Origin of the sequence: Anaplasma capra, assembly GCF_025628805.1 — a bacterium.
In the GTDB taxonomy this organism is placed as follows: Bacteria; Pseudomonadota; Alphaproteobacteria; order Rickettsiales; family Anaplasmataceae; genus Anaplasma; species Anaplasma capra.
The window spans coordinates 109,886-128,201 of the sequence record NZ_JAOTBG010000001.1 but is presented as its reverse complement, the minus strand read 5'-3'; the positions used below and the strand labels follow the sequence as shown (position 1 = coordinate 128,201).

The 18,316-nt window shown below is 47.7% G+C and carries 14 protein-coding genes and 1 other RNA gene; 14 read left to right on the top strand and 1 reads right to left on the bottom strand.

Annotation, left to right across the window (positions count from 1 at the left end):
- Nucleotides 1-58 precede the first annotated feature (58 nt).
- The 13 genes from dnaK (at nt 59) to rpmB (ending at nt 14,892) form a co-directional block, all read left to right on the top strand.
- The gene (gene dnaK / locus OC187_RS00450) at nt 59-1,990 is read left to right on the top strand and encodes a molecular chaperone DnaK (RefSeq protein WP_262997988.1); all 1,932 of its coding nucleotides are present in this window, start codon (nt 59-61) and stop codon (nt 1,988-1,990) included.
- A 47-nt stretch (nt 1,991-2,037) separates the two neighbouring features.
- Nucleotides 2,038-2,194: non-coding RNA, 6S RNA (ssrS, locus tag OC187_RS00445), on the top strand.
- 8 nt (nt 2,195-2,202) lie between these two features.
- Nucleotides 2,203-2,679 (top strand): type II toxin-antitoxin system RatA family toxin, encoded by a 477-nt coding sequence (locus tag OC187_RS00440; protein ID WP_262997904.1) that lies wholly within the window; start codon nt 2,203-2,205, stop codon nt 2,677-2,679.
- Between the two features lie 85 nt (nt 2,680-2,764).
- Nucleotides 2,765-4,336: a proton-conducting transporter transmembrane domain-containing protein gene (locus OC187_RS00435; RefSeq protein WP_263008479.1), complete on the top strand. Its 1,572-nt coding sequence runs from the start codon at nt 2,765-2,767 to the stop codon at nt 4,334-4,336.
- Nucleotides 4,329-5,684 carry a signal recognition particle protein gene (gene ffh, locus OC187_RS00430; RefSeq protein ID WP_263008478.1) on the top strand — a complete coding sequence of 452 codons (1,356 nt, stop codon included), beginning with the start codon at nt 4,329-4,331 and terminating at the stop codon, nt 5,682-5,684. The genes OC187_RS00435 and ffh overlap by 8 nt, the downstream gene beginning before the upstream one ends.
- Nucleotides 5,685-5,783: 99 nt before the next feature.
- On the top strand, nt 5,784-6,671 hold the full coding sequence (era, locus tag OC187_RS00425) for a GTPase Era (protein ID WP_262997907.1): 888 nt from the start codon (nt 5,784-5,786) through the stop codon (nt 6,669-6,671).
- Nucleotides 6,671-7,522, top strand: a complete 852-nt coding sequence (locus OC187_RS00420) for a 3'-5' exonuclease (protein WP_262997989.1) — start codon at nt 6,671-6,673, stop codon at nt 7,520-7,522. Before era ends, OC187_RS00420 begins: the two co-directional genes overlap by 1 nt.
- Before the next feature lie 429 nt (nt 7,523-7,951).
- A complete protein-coding gene (locus tag OC187_RS00415; protein ID WP_262997908.1) occupies nt 7,952-8,458 on the top strand; it encodes a retropepsin-like aspartic protease family protein in 507 nt (168 codons plus the stop codon).
- A gap of 103 nt (nt 8,459-8,561) precedes the next feature.
- Nucleotides 8,562-10,271 carry an aminopeptidase P family protein gene (locus OC187_RS00410; RefSeq protein ID WP_262997909.1) on the top strand — a complete coding sequence of 570 codons (1,710 nt, stop codon included), beginning with the start codon at nt 8,562-8,564 and terminating at the stop codon, nt 10,269-10,271.
- A 56-nt stretch (nt 10,272-10,327) separates the two neighbouring features.
- Nucleotides 10,328-11,164 carry a uroporphyrinogen-III synthase gene (locus OC187_RS00405; RefSeq protein ID WP_263008477.1) on the top strand — a complete coding sequence of 279 codons (837 nt, stop codon included), beginning with the start codon at nt 10,328-10,330 and terminating at the stop codon, nt 11,162-11,164.
- A gap of 248 nt (nt 11,165-11,412) precedes the next feature.
- Entirely contained in the window at nt 11,413-12,219 is an 807-nt protein-coding gene (locus tag OC187_RS00400) for a gamma-glutamyl-gamma-aminobutyrate hydrolase family protein (RefSeq protein WP_262997911.1), read from the top strand.
- 175 nt (nt 12,220-12,394) lie between these two features.
- On the top strand, nt 12,395-14,374 hold the full coding sequence (gene priA / locus OC187_RS00395; protein ID WP_263008486.1) for a replication restart helicase PriA: 1,980 nt from the start codon (nt 12,395-12,397) through the stop codon (nt 14,372-14,374).
- Nucleotides 14,375-14,580: 206 nt separating this feature from the next.
- Nucleotides 14,581-14,892, top strand: a complete 312-nt coding sequence (gene rpmB / locus OC187_RS00390; RefSeq protein ID WP_262997912.1) for a 50S ribosomal protein L28 — start codon at nt 14,581-14,583, stop codon at nt 14,890-14,892.
- 13 nt (nt 14,893-14,905) lie between these two features.
- Here the strand turns inward: rpmB and OC187_RS00385 are convergent, their stop codons facing one another.
- Nucleotides 14,906-15,883, bottom strand: coding sequence for an RluA family pseudouridine synthase (locus OC187_RS00385; protein WP_262997913.1), 978 nt, complete (start codon nt 15,881-15,883; stop codon nt 14,906-14,908).
- A 390-nt stretch (nt 15,884-16,273) separates the two neighbouring features.
- Here OC187_RS00385 and OC187_RS00380 point away from each other — a divergent pair, with 390 nt between their 5' ends.
- Nucleotides 16,274-18,250 (top strand): acetyl/propionyl/methylcrotonyl-CoA carboxylase subunit alpha, encoded by a 1,977-nt coding sequence (locus OC187_RS00380; protein ID WP_263008476.1) that lies wholly within the window; start codon nt 16,274-16,276, stop codon nt 18,248-18,250.
- Nucleotides 18,251-18,316 lie beyond the last annotated feature (66 nt).

Here is an 18,316-nt window from a genome sequence, read left to right as displayed (position 1 = left end):
CTTTGGTGATTATATCTACCGTATCTGAATTTTAGGTTTTGTTCGTGTGGGGGTAGTCATGGCGGCTGAGCGCATTATAGGTATAGATCTGGGTACTACAAATTCTTGTGTTGCTGTTATGGAGGCAGGTACCGCAAAGGTTATCGAAAATAGTGAGGGCTCAAGAACTACTCCATCGGTTGTTGCCTTTGCTGAGAACGAAAGGCTGGTAGGGGAGCTTGCTAAACGTCAGGCAAACATCAACGCTCAGAACACGATATATGCTAGTAAAAGAATAATAGGTCGTAGATACGACGATATGCGGGATGTGAAGTGCTCTTACGAGATATTTCCGGCGAAGAATGGAGATGCGTGGATAAGGGCTAGGGGTGAGGGTTACTCCCCGGTGCAAATTGGCGCGTTTGTTTTGGAGAAGATCAAGGAAACGGCGGAAAGATATTTTGGGGCTCCGGTGAAAAAGGCCGTTATCACGGTTCCCGCATACTTCAACGACGCGCAGCGTCAAGCTACAAAGGATGCTGGGACGATTGCTGGTCTCGACGTTGTTAGGATCATTAATGAACCGACTGCTGCGGCTTTGGCTTATGGCTTGGATAAGGGCGACAAGCAGAGGACAATAGTTGTGTACGACCTAGGTGGGGGAACTTTTGATGTTTCAATCCTGGAAATAGCCGAAGGTGTATTTGAAGTAAAGGCTACCAATGGTGACACAAAGCTGGGTGGTGAAGACTTCGATAACGCGGTTATGGAACACATGATGGAAAGTTTCAAGAAGGAGACCGGCATCGATCTTCACAATGACCCCATGGCGGTTCAGAGGATAAAGGAGGCTGCGGAAAAGGCAAAGATAGAGCTCTCCAGTAGGCTAGAGACGGATATAACTCTACCTTTCATATCTAGTGATAGCACCGGTGCTAAGCACTTGAGCCTGAAGCTCACCAGAGCCAAATTTGAGGGGTTGGTGAGCGAGCTTATTGAGCGGACCATAGGGCCATGTAAAAAGGCTTTGGAGGATGCTGGTATTAAGGATAGCAGCAAGATTGATGAAGTGGTACTAGTCGGTGGGATGACTAGAATGCCCAAAGTGATTCAGAGGGTGAAGGATTTCTTTGGAGGGAAAGAACCTTGTAAAGGTGTGAATCCTGATGAAGTTGTGGCTGTCGGTGCGGCGATACAGGGTGGTATACTCACAGGGGATGTGAGAGATGTTCTACTGTTGGATGTTGCGCCTCTGTCCTTAGGTATAGAAACTTTGGGTGGGGTTTTCACCCCTCTGATTGAGCGTAATACCACAATTCCTACCAAGAAATCTCAAGTGTTTTCCACTGCTGAGGATGGGCAAACTGCTGTTACCATCAAGGTTTATCAAGGTGAGAGGAAGATGGCTGCAGACAATAAGCTGCTTGGTCAGTTCAGCCTGGAGGGGATCCCTTCGGCTCCTCGCGGCATTCCTCAAATTGAGGTTACATTTGATATAGATGCTAACGGTATAGTGCACGTTTCTGCGAAGGATAAAGCTTCTGGGAAAGAGCAGACTATCAAGATACAGTCCTCCGGTGGGTTGAGTGAGGATGAGATTAAGAAGATGATCCAGGACGCTCAGGAGAGAGCTGAGGAAGATGAAAAGCGTAAGAAGCATGTGGAGCTTAAAAACAGCGCGGAGTCCCTGATACACTCTACAGAGAAGTCACTCCGGGATTACGGGGATAAAGTTTCTGGTGCAGATAGGTCGAGCATTGAGGATGCGATAAAAGAGCTTAGGGAGTGCTTGAGCAGTGACAATGGCGATAGTGGCGTTGTTCAGCAAAAGTACGATACTCTAATGCAGCTTTCTATGAAGCTGGGAGAAGCGGCGTACTCTGCCCAGAAGGATGCGGGGTCTTCAGCTGATGGCGGTGGTGCCGCAAATGAGACTACTGAAAATCCTGAGGAGAGGGTTGTGGATTCTGAATACCAGGAAATTAAGAAGGATGATGATGACAAGAAGTGAGTATTTAGATATTGATATGTCGTCCACATTCCTCGTATAATCCGCGGGGGGTTCTGCGTTGTGCGTGTAGATTTGAAAGTTCCTCGAGCCCGTTTTGTTTTTGAAGGGAGCCGTCACTGTCGATCCTGAGCGGTTGTTATATGGCGCCCACCTTGGCTTTAGTCTCAGGATACTAAAGAGCATTGCGGCAAAGGCGGATCCCTCCGTTTTCTATGAGTGCATCCAGCGGTACGCCTGTGCGTGGGAATAAGTTTTTCGGAGAGGAGGTCCTGACGTTTCCGGCGGAGGGGCTCTTCTCTATAGTGTTGGATGTGGAACGGTATCCGGAGTTTCTCCCGTGGTGCAAGCGTGTGAAAATAACAGATAGCGGGGATTCTCACCTGGTTGCAGAAGTGGTTGCGGGGGTTTTTTCTCTCAGGGGTGGGTACACCTCTCATGTTTCTTTCCGTTCTCCCGAGGGTGATCGGCCAGGATGGGTCAAAGTTAGATCTGAGGACGGCGTATTTAGGCTCTTGCAGAGCGAATGGAACTTCTTGCCGATGAAAAACGGGGAGACGCTGGTTAAATTTTCTATCGACTTTTCTTTCAAACACAAGATACTTCAAGTTGCTTTTGATGTTGCTGCTGATGCGGCAAAACGCCGCATCATGAGCGCATTTCGTGCAAGAGCACAGGAGTTGTTTGGATGAAGTGGCAATTGGTGTTTATCGCGCACTCAGTCCGGGCTTGTTTGTGCATGTTTGTATGGTAAAGTAGGGTCGGTGCGGGGTTATCATGTGCGACGTTTTATCGGCTGCCACTAAACTATGCGGGGCCTTCGCTGGTTTAGCTGGTTCCGTATTTCCCTCTATATCAAGTGAGGGGCCTTGGCTGTATGGGGCTTGTTACACGGCAATGCCGCTTCTTATGTCGTTTGCTTTCACCTTACTTCTAATACTCTGGAGGGCGTGGGGCGTCATGCGCCCGCGAGAGATGTTGTGCTGTTTGCTGTACTGTGTGAGCAGCTCCTTCACGCTTTTGCTTTCTGATCCAACTTTGGTTGCTATAGGATTTGAGTTTATGGCGCTTGCGGCGATGTTTTTAGTTGCGCAGGGGTGTTCCAAGGGTGTTGATAAGGCTTTTCTTCATTATGCGGCGGCGCACTTTATTGCTGGGGCGCTATTGCTCGTGGGAGCGTGCAGGTTTGCTCAGGTAGGCCAATTTTTTGGCCTATATAAGGCATCATATATGATTGGGCTCCTGATAAACGCTGCGTCGTTTCCCATGTCGTCTTGGGTTTCTCACGCGTACCCAATGTCTTCCAGGTTTGGAATCATGGCGCTGTCTACGTTCACGACCAAGGCTGCCGCTTATACTTTGCTTAGAATATTCCCTGGTGATCCCATGCTGGTATACGCGGGTTCGGCGACTGCTGTATATGGCACAATTTTTGCCTTGCTGGCGCGGGATGTAAGAAAAATGATGTCCTACAATGTCATCGGGCAGATGGGGTTGATATTGATTTCCGTGGGGCTTGGTGGCATTTCTCCGGGGGTGACAGTTGCGCAGATGGCGCTCTCCGTGCTGTACCAGGCTCTTTTGTTTATGGTGGCGGATGTAGTAGTGGTGAACAGCTCTAAGGGTACTAATGGGCCAGGTGGTGCCACTTATCCGCTACTGGTAGGAGTTCTGTGCTGCTTGGTTGCCGTCTTTAATATGGGCGCCTTTCCCGGTAGTGCAGGTTTTGTGGTGAAATCACTGATACTACATGGTGCATGGGCAGACGGGCTCATAGGCGCAATATCAAAGCAGGTATTTTTGGTTTGTAGCGTGTCGCTATTTGCAGGTGTTGGGTTGAGGCTAGTTTGGTCTTCTGTAGCTCAGTTTCATGCCAGCCGCTCAGTGTCATCAGGCATGAGTGGATATCTTTCCGGAATTCCCATGTTGTTATTAGCCCTGGTATTGTTGATTCTGGGCGTGTTTCACAGGCAGATGCTCTCCTTTACTGGGGAGCAATTTATCTATACGCTCAAAGATGTGGCCTCCCAGACCGCAATTCTTGCGATCGCAGCTTTGTGTTTTATCGTATCATTGCGTAACAAACTGCTTGGTCGGTATGAGTTTGCGGTGGATGTCGACTGGGTTTATAGATGCTTGCTTCCCAGTATGACTTCTAAGTTTTGTAATTTTGTGATACACCTGTATGGTGTGTTTTCCAATTTCTCAAGGGTCTGCAGCTCTGGGTCTGGTGGTGAAGGGGGTTGTGCCTGGGCAATTGCGCTGCGTCACAAGGCGGAGGCGTCCGATTCTGCCCTACTTTTGTGCATGTTGGTCGTTGGGATCGTGTTGGTATTAACTTATGTTTGATTCTTTAGCTAAAGGGATTTCTTCAGCGATACAGAAACTCGGCAGTAAACGCGAGATATCCGGTAAGGATTTTGATTTGGTGTTAGAGGATGTAACTCAGGCATTGCTAGATGCCGACGTCAGCCTCGTGGTTGTCGAGTGGTTTATAGAGAGTGTTAGGAATAAAATAGTTGGGGAAGAGATAGTTAAGGGGGTTCTTCCCGGGCAGATGATCATCAAACTGATGGAAGAATGCCTGATAGAAATTCTGGGGAATGAAAGAAGCGCGCTCGATCTCAGTAGTAAGCCTCCAGTTGTTATTATGATGGTTGGGTTGCAAGGTGTGGGTAAAACCACTAGCACAGCAAAGATTGCTTTCAGGCTAAAAAAAGGGGGAAAAAAAGTCCTTGTTGCATCCCTAGATGTGTACAGGCCAGCGGCCCAAGAACAACTTGAGATTTTGGCGCATGGTGTCGGTGTTGACAGCCTTCCGATAGTTGGGGGTGAGTTGCCAATCGAGATATCCAAAAGGGCGCTTAGAGAGGCGAAATTAGGTGGATATGATGTCGTGATCGTTGATACAGCAGGTAGGCTGCACATAGATCAGGAAATGATGGAGGAGCTGCAGTCAGTCAAAAAGGAAATCTCGCCTGCTGAGACTATATTGGTCGTAGACTGCATGATGGGACAAGATGCGGTTGAAGTTGTGCGTGAATTCCATGACAAACTTAGCCTCACTGGTACCGTGTTTACCCGTGCCGATGGCGACTCGCGCTGGGGTGCGATACTGTCCATGAAGATGGTGTCCGGGTGTCCAATAAAGTTCATGTCCACGGGGGAAAGACCCGAAGATTTAGACGATTTCTACCCAGATAGAATAGCCCGTAGAATTTTAAACATGGGAGATGTTGCTTCTCTTGTGGAAAAGGCGGTTGAAGCTGTGGGTAAGGAGGCCATTCATGAGTTGCAAGCCAAGGCAAAAGAGGGAAGGTTTGACCTCGACGATTTGGTCATCCAACTGAAAGCCCTGAACAAGATGGGTGGAATTGCGAGTATAATGAAGTTCATTCCAGCGTTTGGGAACGACGTTAGGCGTAAGGTTTCAGGCATTGTTGACGACAGTAAGGTAGACAAGTACATAGCCATAATCAACTCCATGACTAAACGGGAGAGGGCCAATCCCGAGATATTGAACGGTGCGCGCAAAACAAGAATAGCCAAAGGTGCGGGAGTGAAGGTTAGTGCTGTTGACGCGTTGTTGAAGCAGTATAACCAGATGAATACCATGATAAGCAAGTTTAGTAGAATGAAGGCTGGCAAACACAAGGATATGGACGTTATGTCCTTCTTTCAGCGCAAGGGGGTTTAGTGATTAGTGCGTTGCGCCGGGTGTGTGCCAGTCAGCCATGTGCCGCGGTACTGCAGTGTTGCTGAGTATTGTTGGTATGTTGGTTGTTTAGGTTTTGTAGTGGAATATTGTAGTACGGGAAAGTGTTCCCTGATTGCCGTTGTAGGTGCCACAAATGCTGGTAAATCTACGCTTATAAATGGGTTGGTGGGGTTTAAAGCCTCTATAGTCACTCCAAAGGTGCACACAACTAGGGTCCGCATGAATGCGGTGCGCAATGATGGGGACGTTCAGTTGGTATTTACGGACACTCCGGGTATTTTTGTTCCCAAAACTAACCTTGAGAAGTTTCTGGTGAAGAATGCATGGATGTCCATCAAAGGCGCAGATGTTGCGATTTTAGTGTTTGATGCTCGGAACTACACGTGGAACCAGACTGTAAAAGTAGTTACCAGGGTGAAGAACTCGAATATTCCAACTGTGGCTGTGCTAAATAAGACTGATTTGCTGCAGGAATGCCAGATTAGCGAGATTTTGGCGCACATACGGTCTATGCACGCATTTGCTGGGGTTTTTGCAGTATCAGCCTTGTATGGATTAGGAACAGAGGCCTTGCTGGCATACTTGCGTGAGTCCGCGGTTGATTGCCCGTGGTTATATCCTAGCACTCAGCGCACAGACGCCACCGTCGAATTTTTTGTGGCAGAAATTACCCGCGAAAAGTTGTTTTTTGCTCTGCGCCAGGAGCTACCATACTCACTATCTGTGGTTACGGAAAAATTTGAAGAAAAAAGCCGCAGCGTCGTCGTCAAACAGGTTATATACGTGATCAAGGAGAGCCAAAAGGCAATTGTTGTGGGAAAGAACGCCACACTTGTGAAAAGTATCAGTACGTCAGCAAGGGCGGAGATGGAGCAGCTCCTAGGCAAGAAGGTGCATCTTTTTTTGTTTGTTAAGGTGCGCAAGTTTTGGCAAGATCACCTGGAAGAATGCGTAGGGTGCGTATAATGTTGGATTCGTTGTTGGTTTTTGATATTGAAACTATACCAGATATAGACAGCTGTGATAACCTCGTGGGTGAGGTAATTGCCGATGACGTTACTGCCAAGCGTGAGGCTATGGCTAACTACCATCTTGAGGTTACTAATGGGCAGAATGCGTTTCTGCGTCAGCCGTTTCACAAAATAGTGGCAATAAGCTTTCTTAGAGCGGATATAAAGCGCGACTCAGGGTATGAACACTTTGTTCTTCGTGAAATACGCTCAGGAGGTAGTGTATCTTCCAGCGAGAAAGAATTGGTGCGTGGGTTTTTGAATTATATCTCTGCAGTTAGGCCCCGCATTGTAACGTTCAATGGACGCACTTTTGACCTACCTGTAATAAAATATAGGGCTATGGTACATGGAGTGCAGGCCGGATACCTGTACAACGCTGGTGACAAGTGGAATAACTATTTTCAAAGATATAGTGCGGATTGGCACTGCGATTTGCTTGATTCTCTTTCAGACTTCGGTACTTCCGCTAGAGTCAAAATGCACGAGGTATGCTCGGTTCTGAATTTCCCCGGTAAAATGGGTACAGATGGTTCGGAAGTCACACGCATGTATGACCTCGGGCAGTTGCCTCAGATTCGTGACTATTGCGAGTCTGATGTACTTAACACTTATCTCATATACCTTAGGCTAATGCATCATCAGGGTAGGATGGCTTCAGATGGCTATAATGAGTGTGTGAGAGACTTGCTTGCATATCTGCAAAGCAGTGGAAATAAACACATGCTGGATTTCATTGCAGAGTGGGAAAAGGTTTGTAATGGCCAGTTTTTCATGCAGAGAGAAGAAATGACGTGCACCGCATAGCGCCGGGCTGGATGCGGTGTAAGCGAGGGTGTATTTACGAACCTCGGGCAATTGTGGTGCATGTTTAACAAAAGTTTATCATAGTCGGGGTATCATACCGCATACCTACTAAATCACTTCGTTGTAGATCGTTGTTGCGGTGCTGTTGACCCGTGTTGTGCTATAATGCTCTTCAGTGGGCTTTTATGCATCACTCTGGTAGACATTAATTTAGTTTTGAGTCAGAATCTTGCGCCGCGGTTAGGCCAAATGTCTGGATCCTGGGTGCTTGTTGGTAAGCATTTGCTTGTGCCCACACGGACTACGCGCCGATTTTCACATAATCTTGCGCTTTTTGTATGGGCTCTTGTGGGGTTCTGTAGGTACTGTAGGTCTTGCTGCAATGCCGTTTGTAGTTTTTGCCGTGATTGTGTATGGGGTGTTTTTGTCATGAGGTCTGCGAAATACATAGCTTTTTGGGTGGGGATTATATCAGTAGTTGCCATCCTATATGATGGGGCACGTAATCTGCCGTTTAGTGGTTTTGGTAAAACAGCAGCTGCCATAAGTGACGTTCCAATCGTTAAAGATGGGGGGGTTGTTTTTCGTAAATCGGGGGATGGGCACTTTTACATACTTGCAGCCATCAATGGAGAGAATATAACGTTTCTTGTAGATACAGGTGCAACAGACGTTGTTCTATCCGAGAAGGATGCTAAGAAAATAGGCGCACATATGAGGCCAGTGCAGCAGTCTAAAACCTACCACACCGCAAATGGAGCCATAAAGGCCACCTACTTTCACATACCAGAGATCAGAATAGGTACTTTGGTGGCACGCAACGTGGGTGCTAGCATTAGCAAATCCGAACTTAGAACCTCCCTGCTGGGCATGAGTTTTCTGAAGCATTTTCACTTTACGATGCGAAACGACGAGCTCCTGCTATCTCCCAGCTGAGATTCTCAAAAGGTATGTTGCGTACACATGGCCGCGGTTCGCAATTGATCTGGTTAAGACGCTCAGGGTTTGTTATAAAGCTCAAAATGCTGCAAGGGTGTGTATGGACACAAAGCTTCGGGAGCTACTACTGCTTATGGAAGAGCAAGGGCTCGATGTTCTTCTACTTCATAACGCTGATGAGTACCAATCTGGATGCATTTGCAGCAGTAGAAGTAGAGTAGAATGGCTGTGTGGCTTTACTGGGTCCAACGCATTCCTGATAGTTTGCAAGAAAGGTAAGAGTCAATTCTTTACCGACAGCAGATACGTCATACAATCTGCCCTGGAAGTGGATCAGACCAGCTACGACATTCACGACTTCAGTGATTTGACTCCCCTTGCATGGCTTGACAAAAACATCGATAAACGTGCCGTAGTTGGCTACGAAGGCGAGTTGTTTACGCCAAGCCAGATAGAGCAGTATGCAAAGTTCCAGCCAAAGCTCATACCTTACATCATGTTGGATAAGCTTTGGAAGCGATCCATGAAAATCAACCAGCGCGTTCAGGAACATCCGGTAGAGTTTACCGGACTATCGAGCCGTGAGAAGCGCCTATCAATCTCCAGCGCCCTGCCCGCAAGGGGAGCCATGTTGATGACTGATGTGGACGCAATATCGTGGCTTTTGAACATACGTAACGTGAAGTTTACCCATACTCCATCCGTTTTATCGCGCGCGATTCTCCATTGTGATGGGAGTGTAGAGCTATTTGTGGATGGGGCGGATGAGGTACGCTTGGACGATGCTGACGTGCGCATTTTCGCGATGGATGAGCTGCACAGTGTTTTGAAAAGTCTGCACAACATTGTGGTCGACGCATCTACTATTCCAATGTCGCTATTCAACATGGTGCGAAGTCGGGTTATTGATGTTAGGGATTGTGATCCATGTACATTGCCCAAAGCCACGAAGAACGAAGCTGAGATACAAGGTATGATCCAAGCTCACGTGAGAGATGGGGCGGCCATGGCAAATTTTCTTTACTGGCTGTATTCGGAATTTGCAAATCACAGAACAGTTACAGAGCTTGAAGCTGCTTCAAAAGTCCGTGAGTTCAGAAGCGCGCACGAGCTGTTTATGGGAGAGAGTTTTGATACAATTTCTGGTTTTGGTAGTAATGGAGCGATCGTTCACTACAGAGCCAGTGAAAAGACGAACCGTGTATTAGAGGAGGGGGGGCTGTACCTGCTAGATTCTGGTGGGCAATACTCGTGCGGGACTACGGACATCACCAGAACCGTAGCGGTCGGTGTTCCAAGTAGAGAACACATTGAACGCTTTACTGATGTACTCAGGGGGCATATTGCCCTTGCAAGAACAGTATTTCCTGCTGGTGTCAGTGGAGGGAACATAGATGTTATGGCACGTCAGTATTTGTGGAGATCAAGACTGGACTATGGGCACGGTACCGGACACGGAGTTGGTAGTTTTCTTTCCGTACATGAGGGCCCGCAGGCAATCTCTCGCAGCAACCGGGTGGAATTGCTGCCAGGTATGGTGCTATCTAACGAGCCTGGCTACTACAAGGCTGGTGAATACGGCATTAGAATCGAAAATCTGATGTACGTTGAAGAATGTGGTGCGGGCTTCCGTAGGTTTCAACAACTGACCCGTGTCCCATTAGATAGGAGCCTAATTGATCCCCAAATGCTTAGCCATGAAGAGATTGAATACGTAAATGACTACCACAGCTTTGTGTACGGCGAAGTTGCACCGCATGTCGGTGAAGGGGTCAGAGCGTGGCTCAAGTTGGCCTGCGCCCAATTGTGAGGCCCGGTCTGTGTACACATTTGTGGTTGCCATGGCCTTGGTTTTCGTATATAGGGATGGGTATTTCCACTTGTGGCCGAGGCCATGGGTTACTTGTCGGTAGGTTGGTAGATGGGGGGGGGGAAGGCTTGCACCATGTTGGCGTCCTTGCTATAGAAGGGTGCTCTTGTGCGTACGTGTTTGTATATATGGTGTTGCTGTTAACCCGCGCTGGCCCAGATTCAGCGAGATCCAAAGCTGCCTTGGAAGGACTTGGGTTCGATGTTTTTGTGGAACCCATGTTTGAAATTGTATATCTACGCACTGAGCCCCTGAATCTTGAGCCCTACGACATGGTCGTGGCCACTAGCCGGAACGGTATTGGTGCAATTGCCAGCCTCACCAAAGAGCGGAACATTCGATTTTTGACTGTAGGAGATAGCACCATGGAGTGCGCGCTCAGCCTGGGGTTTACTGACGTAATATCTGCAGGTGGCACCGTGAGAGATGTGCTATCATACCTGAATTCTAACGCGCGTGGTGCTAAAGTGCTGTATGCAAGGGGGGAAGAAGTTTCTTGTGATCTGCGCGGTGCGGCGGATGATATGGATCTTGTGATGGAGGAGATTGTGCTTTACAGAGCTGCAGCCAGGAGCAGCTTGAGTCCCCAGTGTTGCGACTTACTTGCGAATGGCAAGATATCAGATATAGCGTTTTATTCGGCAAGAACAGCCAAAATCTTTACCAGTTTGTCCAGGCCATACAATGAATTTCTGCGGGACGTTTGCGTGTACTCGATGAGTAGCGGTGCTCTACGTGCGCTGAATACAGGTGATTGGAAGCGCATAATGGTTTCCAAATATCCCACGGAAGAGTCGTTGTTTAAGTTATTATTAGGCGCAGAGGAATCATAAATATTGTTGTTGGTAATAGGATATACAGGGAAAATAGTTGGAAAACCCGTGATTTTTGTTTAGAATTTTGGGATATGTAGCACAGGTTTTGTGCTGACTTTGCATTATATTTATATGGTGGTGGCGTGAGTCTTCATGTGAGTAGGCACTCCAGAGCGTTGTTATACTGCCTTCTAGCGTGTATGTGTGTTTTTAACCATGCGTACGCACACCAGGCAAGCTCGGTTGGGGTATTGTCTACTCGGAGTGTGACTTATCCTAAGGAATACGATACTGCTGTGGGAATCACAGAGTTGTTGTCCGCTCTGGGTGCGGGGAAGGTGACTCTTGTAGATTACAATGAGATAGTAAAGAGTGCTGGTGGTGCCGGTGCTGGTGAGGCAGCAATAAAAGACAGCTTGCGCAGGTTTTTACAGGATCACAACGTAGACAGGATTCTAATACCTGGGAACTACTACAACTTGGTTTCTCAGCCACTGTCCCCTGTTCCCAATAGGCAGTTGGTTACGGATGCTGTGGTTAGCTTGATGAGCGAAGGTGCAGATTTTGCACTTTTAGGTATCTGTGGAGGGTTACAGGGTGTGCTGCACTCGCAGCACGTAAAACTTAACACAGTAGAGAGTATATTGCGTTCCAGCAAAATGGCTGAATCGCACGTTATGGCGGATCCGAACCCAAGACTTCCAGGAATTCCCCTAACACGGGTGAGTGCTTTGCCCCAAACCAAGCTCGCAAGCATAGTGAAAAGAGCTGGTGCAGCGGATGATTTGGTGTTTTACATGCCTGACGCACACAGGGAGGCTGCGGATAATACTGAAGAAAATATGGCGAGACTAAAAGCGTTGGGCTACAAGGTTGCTGCAGTTTCTGATGACGGGATTATAGAAGCACTCGAGGATAGCAGGGGCAACATACTGATACAAATGCACCCCGAATACCTGCTCATGAATGCTGACAAAAAAGCCGGCAAGCACCACGCAGTTGACCTTTCAATTAGGGTGGCACTGGCCATTATAGAGGATTTCCTTGGGAGAAATCCAGCTGCTGGCCCGTAACCACGGGGTGTGTCACTGCTCTCCACCAAAACGAATTGGGGAGAATTTTCGCCGTAAATGGGGCCCGCGTTGTCACAGCAATTGGAAAATTGTGGCATAATGTTCGTGGTCGGTATTTCCTGAACAAGATCATGCTTCGGTGCGCTGGGTTATGCAAGGTGTGACAGAGTTGGCAATGATAGCTAAAGTTGCGTTACCTGTTCCCGTAGATCAGTGTTTTCTCTACTCTGTTCGCGAGGGCATGGAGCTGTCCGTGGGTGATTGTGTACTAGTCCCGTTTAGAAACAGGATGTCTGTGGGCGTCATAACCGATGTTAGGAATGGCACCGAGCCTGGCATGGAACTGAAACACATTAGCGACAAAATTCCGGTGCCTCCAATACAGCGCCCACTCATTGAGTTTATGAAGTGGGTAAGCAGTTATAATGTAATACCAATCGGCATGGTGCTGAAAATGGTGTTCGGCAGCGTTATAACTGAGAGGTCTCGCATGCTTGATATAGGGGATTACAGGCGATGCGTGCCAGGTGACAGCGGTGCCACCACGAAGCGTAAATTTGCTGTACTATCTCAAGAACAGAGCAAGGCCTGTGACCAAATATTAGGGGGGCTTTCTGGGTTCTCGGTAACCGTGCTAGATGGAAAAACTGGCTCCGGAAAAACTGAGGTTTACTGCTCTGTGATAGCTAAATTACTTCAGGATTGCCGAGATGCACAGATTTTAATATTGCTGCCGGAAATAGTCTTGGCTACACAGCTTATGAAAAGGGTGCATAGCTATTTTGCAGGGTGCAATCCTGTGGAGTGGCACTCAGACCTCACAACGAAGAAGCGCAGAGAAAACTGGCTGTCAGTGGCATATGGGGCTTCCTCTATAGTGGTGGGAGCAAGATCCGCTCTGTTTTTGCCGTTTAAGAATTTGAAGATGATAGTTGTGGATGAGGAACATGAATCCTCTTTCAAACAGGGCTGCGGCATTACATACAATGCGCGCGACATGTCTATTGTGTTGGCAAAACAGCTTAGTGCGCCGATCGTTCTGTGTTCAGCAACCCCAGCCCTGGAGACGATGTACAATGTAAACCAGGGTAAGTACCGCCATGTTGTATTGAAAAAAAGATTCGGCGAGGCGGTAATGCCCGATATTACCGTGGTTGATATGCGTAGGGATCAGCTTGTACGGGAGTGGCTTTCGTCTGGGCTGTACCATAAAATAACTGCTGTCCTTTCCAGGGGAAATCAGGCGATGTTGTTTCTGAATCGTCGCGGATATGCCAGGTTGGTACTGTGCAAAAAGTGCGGATACAAAGTTCACTGTCCGCGTTGCTGTACCTGGCTGACTGAGCATAAGAGATTGGATAGCTTGCTATGCCACCACTGCGCATACAGTTGTGCGGTACCCCGGAAATGTCCTGACTGCACAGGGCTTGATACTATGACGCCATATGGGGTCGGGATAGAGAGAGTCGCTGAAGGCATAAAGGAGCTCATCCCTGATGCTAGAGTGGCAATAATAAGTAGTGATATAAGCACGAAGAGTGTCAATCGCGTTATAGAACAGGTTATGGAGGGTGAGGTAAACATTATTGTTGGAACGCAAATTATAGCCAAGGGGCACAACTTCCCTAAATTGACTCTTGTTGGGGTCATCGATGCGGATTTGGGTATGGGCAATAGCGACTTAAGAGCGACGGAAAAGACTTATCAACTGTTGCACCAAGTCTCTGGTCGCTCTGGCAGGTTTGAGGAAAAGGGGGAAGTTGTGCTACAGACACACGATCCGGAGAGCCCGGTTATCAAATCGCTGCTGTCCTGCGAGCGTGAGACTTTCTACGATGCGGAGCTGTATTCACGGAAAATTACTGGCATGCCGCCATATGCTAGGCTTGTTGCCATAATAGTGTCGGGCAAGGAAGAGTTGAGGGTTGTGGATGTGTCCAAGAACATTGCTGCGTACTTATCCAAACATGTCACAGTCTGGGGGCCGGCCCCTGCACCCATGAGCATGGTAAACAGTGTTTACAGATATAGAATGCTGATGAAGGTCAGCAACATCATGGCTATAAGAGAGGTCTTGATGAAGTGCAGAGACAGATATAAAAGGCTGGGTAGGGTAAAAGTGGCTATAGATGTTGATCCTATAAACTTCACATAAATTTGATTTCGACCATTGTTGGGGGTAGTCTGATATTCAGTAGAATTGGGAGCAGCATTCTTCTGTAAGACTCTACCGAGGGGGTGGCCCATTGTCCGGTTTTGGCGTAGGCTTTGGATGTCTGTGTCTGGCCATGCTATGGTTGACTATTGTTAACATCTTGATACAATTGCACAGTTTTGTTTCTGCTGCATTCGGAGGTTTAGGTGAGTAGGGTTTGTGATATTACGGGGCTCGCTAAGTCTTTCGGCAACAGGGTTTCTCACTCCAATCGCAAGACCAAGAGGTCGTATATGGTTAATTTGCACAATGTGACTTTGGTCAGCGATGTGCTGGGGAGAAAATTCAGGATGAAGGTTGCTAGCCGCACACTGAGGACCATAGACTACAAGGGTGGCCTGGACCTATATCTGTTGAATACTTCTGCTAGGAAGCTCACTGAAGAGGCTCAGAAGATAAGGCGCAAGATTAAGATCGCCGTTGCGAATGGTAAGTCCTTACAAAGTGATTCGCTCTAGATAGGGGCGCGCTTCATCTGTGATTCGTGGTTAACGCTTCAAGTGTTGCTATTAACTCCTGTATGTCGCGGCTGGGCTTTGAAATAAACTCAACTTGTTGCCCGGTGCGTGGGTGGCGGAAGCCGAGCAAGTGTGCGTGCAGAGCTTGCCTGTGGAAGTTCCACATATCTGGTGCCCCGTGCCTCAAGCATTTTCTGCGGTTCTTTCCATACTTTTGGTCTCCAACTATCGAGTGTCCTATGTGGCTTAGATGTACCCTGATTTGATGCGTCCTTCCGGTATGAAGCATACACCTGACTATGCTTGCGGTTTCTCCAAACTTTTGTTCTACTTTATAATCTGTTTTTGCAGGTTTTCCTCCAAAGTCTGTAACCTCCATCATGGTTATATCAGACCTTTTCACGCGGATATTTGCCTGTATCGTGCCACACTGAGCGCGAGGTACGCCCCAAGCTACTGCCAGGTATTCTTTTCTAAATTCCCCATTGGCAAGTGCCTGAAATAGCCCATAATAAGCGGATTCAGTTTTTGCTGCGACCATAAGCCCGCTAGTGTCCTTATCTAGCCTGTGCACAATTCCCGGTCTGGAACTGCTCCCAACTGAGCTCAAGCCAGCTCCGCAATGCGCAAGCAGCGCGTTTGCTATTGTGTCATTATTATTGGTACCATTGCCGGGATGCACCGCGATGTATGGTTCCTTGTCTATCACTATGATGTCAGAATCTTCATATACTACATTGAGGCCAATGTTTGGGTTGGGTAGTAATGCGCCCTGCTCCCGCACTTCCGCCCTCGAAACCATATACACATCACCTACTTTTACTGTGCGGCTGTTTTCGTTTACTACTAATCCAGAGATTGTAACCCGACCACCCAAGATTAAGCATTGCGCTCTGTGGCGTGAAATGCCAAGCGTGCTTGAAATCAGTCTATCAATTCTTTGATGGCCTTCTTTTGTACCGACTAGTATTTCGTGTGCGCGTTCTTCCATGCTGATTACAGTATTTTCGATGAAATAATAACCCTATAGCCTGCTGAGCGCAATTTATAAGACCATTGCCTACTCAGTTCATGTTACGCTTGTTTAGGTCCCATAGCGGGTGATCCACGGATTTCAGTTTTGTAACGGTGGCGTTTTTGCGGGTAGGTGCAGGCGTGGCTATAGAGTCCGCGCAGCTTGGGTGGTATGGCTTTTGAATATGGATGTGCCTACTTTCTCCGTGATATACAGCCAGGCGCTTGATGTGCGTACCGTAGTATAGGTGCGTTGCAGAAAATATTTTGTTGCAGTGCAGTGTTGCGAATGGCAAATTTGTTGCCACGTTGGGCTGTTTGTGTGAGCTTGTGCGGCCCTTGAGTTTTTCAGGTTGTTGTGGACCGCATGATACGGAAGATACTAATTGCAAATAGGGGGGAGATAGCCTGTAGGATAGTGCGTACTGCTCACAAAATGGGTATAAAATGTGTGTGTGTGTACTCCGAGGCGGACTACGGTGCCCCGCACACTCTATGTGCAGACGAGGCTGTGTGCATAGGCCCTGCTCCGGCCGGCCAGAGCTATTTGGACATAGGTAAAATTTGCGATGTGGCCAAAGAAACTGGGGTTGATGCGGTGCACCCAGGTTACGGATTTCTCTCTGAGAATGCAGAATTTCCGGACAAACTGTCCGAGTGTGGCATAGGGTTTATAGGTCCAGCGCCATCTTCAATGCGCATGATGTCTGACAAGGTAGTGTCAAAAAGAGTTGCGCAGGATGCGGGTGTTGCTGTAGTGCCTGGATACATGGGTGTTGTTGAGTCTTCTGCTGATGCAAGGGACATTGCGGAGTCTATAGGGTTCCCCGTCATGATAAAAGCTGCTGCTGGTGGTGGCGGTAAGGGCATGAGAGTTGTGAAGTCTGCCAAAGAGATGGAAAGAGCTTTTTCATCCGCTACTAACGAAGCGTCAAAGAGCTTTGGCGACGGTAGAATTTTCATTGAAAAATACGTGGAATTTCCTAGGCACATAGAAGTGCAGATAATAGCTGATAAACACGGAAACGTGGTGTGCTTGGGAGAAAGGGAATGCTCAATACAGCGCAACAATCAGAAAATAATAGAGGAGACACCGAGCCCGTTTCTGAATGAGAGCACCAGGGAAAGTATGTACGCACAATGTGTCAGCCTGGCAAAGAAGGTACACTACTTTTCTGTTGGTACAGTGGAGTTCGTTGTTGATGCAGAGCAAAGGTTCTACTTTCTGGAAATGAACACAAGATTGCAGGTGGAGCACCCAGTTACAGAGCTTGTGACTCGCATTGATCTTGTGGAAGAGATGATCAAAGTTGCTGATAACAAACAGCTCAGCTTCATGCAGAGCGATATACAGTTTTCTGGATCAGCCATAGAGGCCAGAGTATATGCTGAAGATCCACAAAAAGGCTTTCTGCCATCTAGCGGACGCATAACATACTATTCCGAGCCCCCAGCCAGCGCAAATCTGCGTATAGATAGCGGGGTTACTGAGGGCACCACCGTCAGCATGTTCTATGACCCAATGATTGCCAAGGTTTCGTCTCACGGGAAAACGAGGAAAGAGGCCATTGAGATCATGAAGGAATCTCTGAATCAATTCTACATTGAAGGCGTTGCCAACAATCTTGATTTTTTACTTTCAGTGTTTTGCAATACCCATTTTGTTTCTGGGAATATAAACACAGGGTTTGTTTCGCAGTTTTACAGATCTGGGTTCAAGGGTGATCAGCTAACCCGGGAGATCGCAGAAATTTTAACCTTTGCATTGCTGTATATACACTTGGAGGATGAATCCAGAAACTACGGCACGATGCCGGAGAGCGAGGAGTTTTTTGTTTACGTGGGTGGACGCAAATGCAAGTTGCACGTACGGTGTACTGAAGGAAAAATTTTTGCGGCGCTGGACGGCAAAAAAGGACGTATCGAGTTGTCTGGCGCGTGGCACGGAAACTACAAGATGCTTGAGACGCGTGTAAATAATAAGTCTTACTGGGTAAAGGTGAGGGCAAGTTCCAGTAGGTACGTATTAAAGTACATGGCGGTTGAGGCTCTGTGCTCTATACACAAAGCAGGTGAGGATAGTTTGCTACAATTCATGCCCGAAACTGCTGAAGAAGAGGCATCTGCCGACATTGTCATTTCTCCAATAGCCGGGATGATAGCGGATATTTATGTTAAACCAGGCGATGAAGTAAGTGTAGGGCAGCCGCTGTTTGTAATTGAAGCCATGAAGATGGAAAACTTGATATGCTCAGAAGTGCAGGCTGAGGTTGCAGAAGTTTTGTGCACCGTTGGCGGAAGCGTTGCATCTGGTGATGTCATAATGCGATTTGTCGTCAAATAGTGGCTTCTTGCTACCCAAAATTGCCCAGTTTACAAATCCCCATCAGCACCGTGTTCGATTGCTTGT

Bases quoted from the DNA above. Each gene is read 5' to 3' on its own strand.
- OC187_RS00410 (WP_262997909.1), top strand. From the start codon at position 8,562: ATGGACACAAAGCTTCGGGAGCTACTACTGCTTATGGAAGAGCAAGGG.
- OC187_RS00440 (WP_262997904.1), top strand. From the start codon at position 2,203: ATGAGTGCATCCAGCGGTACGCCTGTGCGTGGGAATAAGTTTTTCGGA.
- OC187_RS00405 (WP_263008477.1), top strand. From the start codon at position 10,328: ATGGGTATTTCCACTTGTGGCCGAGGCCATGGGTTACTTGTCGGTAGG.
- OC187_RS00435 (WP_263008479.1), top strand. From the start codon at position 2,765: ATGTGCGACGTTTTATCGGCTGCCACTAAACTATGCGGGGCCTTCGCT.
- ffh (WP_263008478.1), top strand. From the start codon at position 4,329: ATGTTTGATTCTTTAGCTAAAGGGATTTCTTCAGCGATACAGAAACTC.
- dnaK (WP_262997988.1), top strand. From the start codon at position 59: ATGGCGGCTGAGCGCATTATAGGTATAGATCTGGGTACTACAAATTCT.
- OC187_RS00420 (WP_262997989.1), top strand. From the start codon at position 6,671: ATGTTGGATTCGTTGTTGGTTTTTGATATTGAAACTATACCAGATATA.
- OC187_RS00385 (WP_262997913.1), bottom strand. From the start codon at position 15,883: ATGGAAGAACGCGCACACGAAATACTAGTCGGTACAAAAGAAGGCCAT.
- priA (WP_263008486.1), top strand. From the start codon at position 12,395: ATGATAGCTAAAGTTGCGTTACCTGTTCCCGTAGATCAGTGTTTTCTC.
- OC187_RS00380 (WP_263008476.1), top strand. From the start codon at position 16,274: ATGATACGGAAGATACTAATTGCAAATAGGGGGGAGATAGCCTGTAGG.
- OC187_RS00415 (WP_262997908.1), top strand. From the start codon at position 7,952: ATGAGGTCTGCGAAATACATAGCTTTTTGGGTGGGGATTATATCAGTA.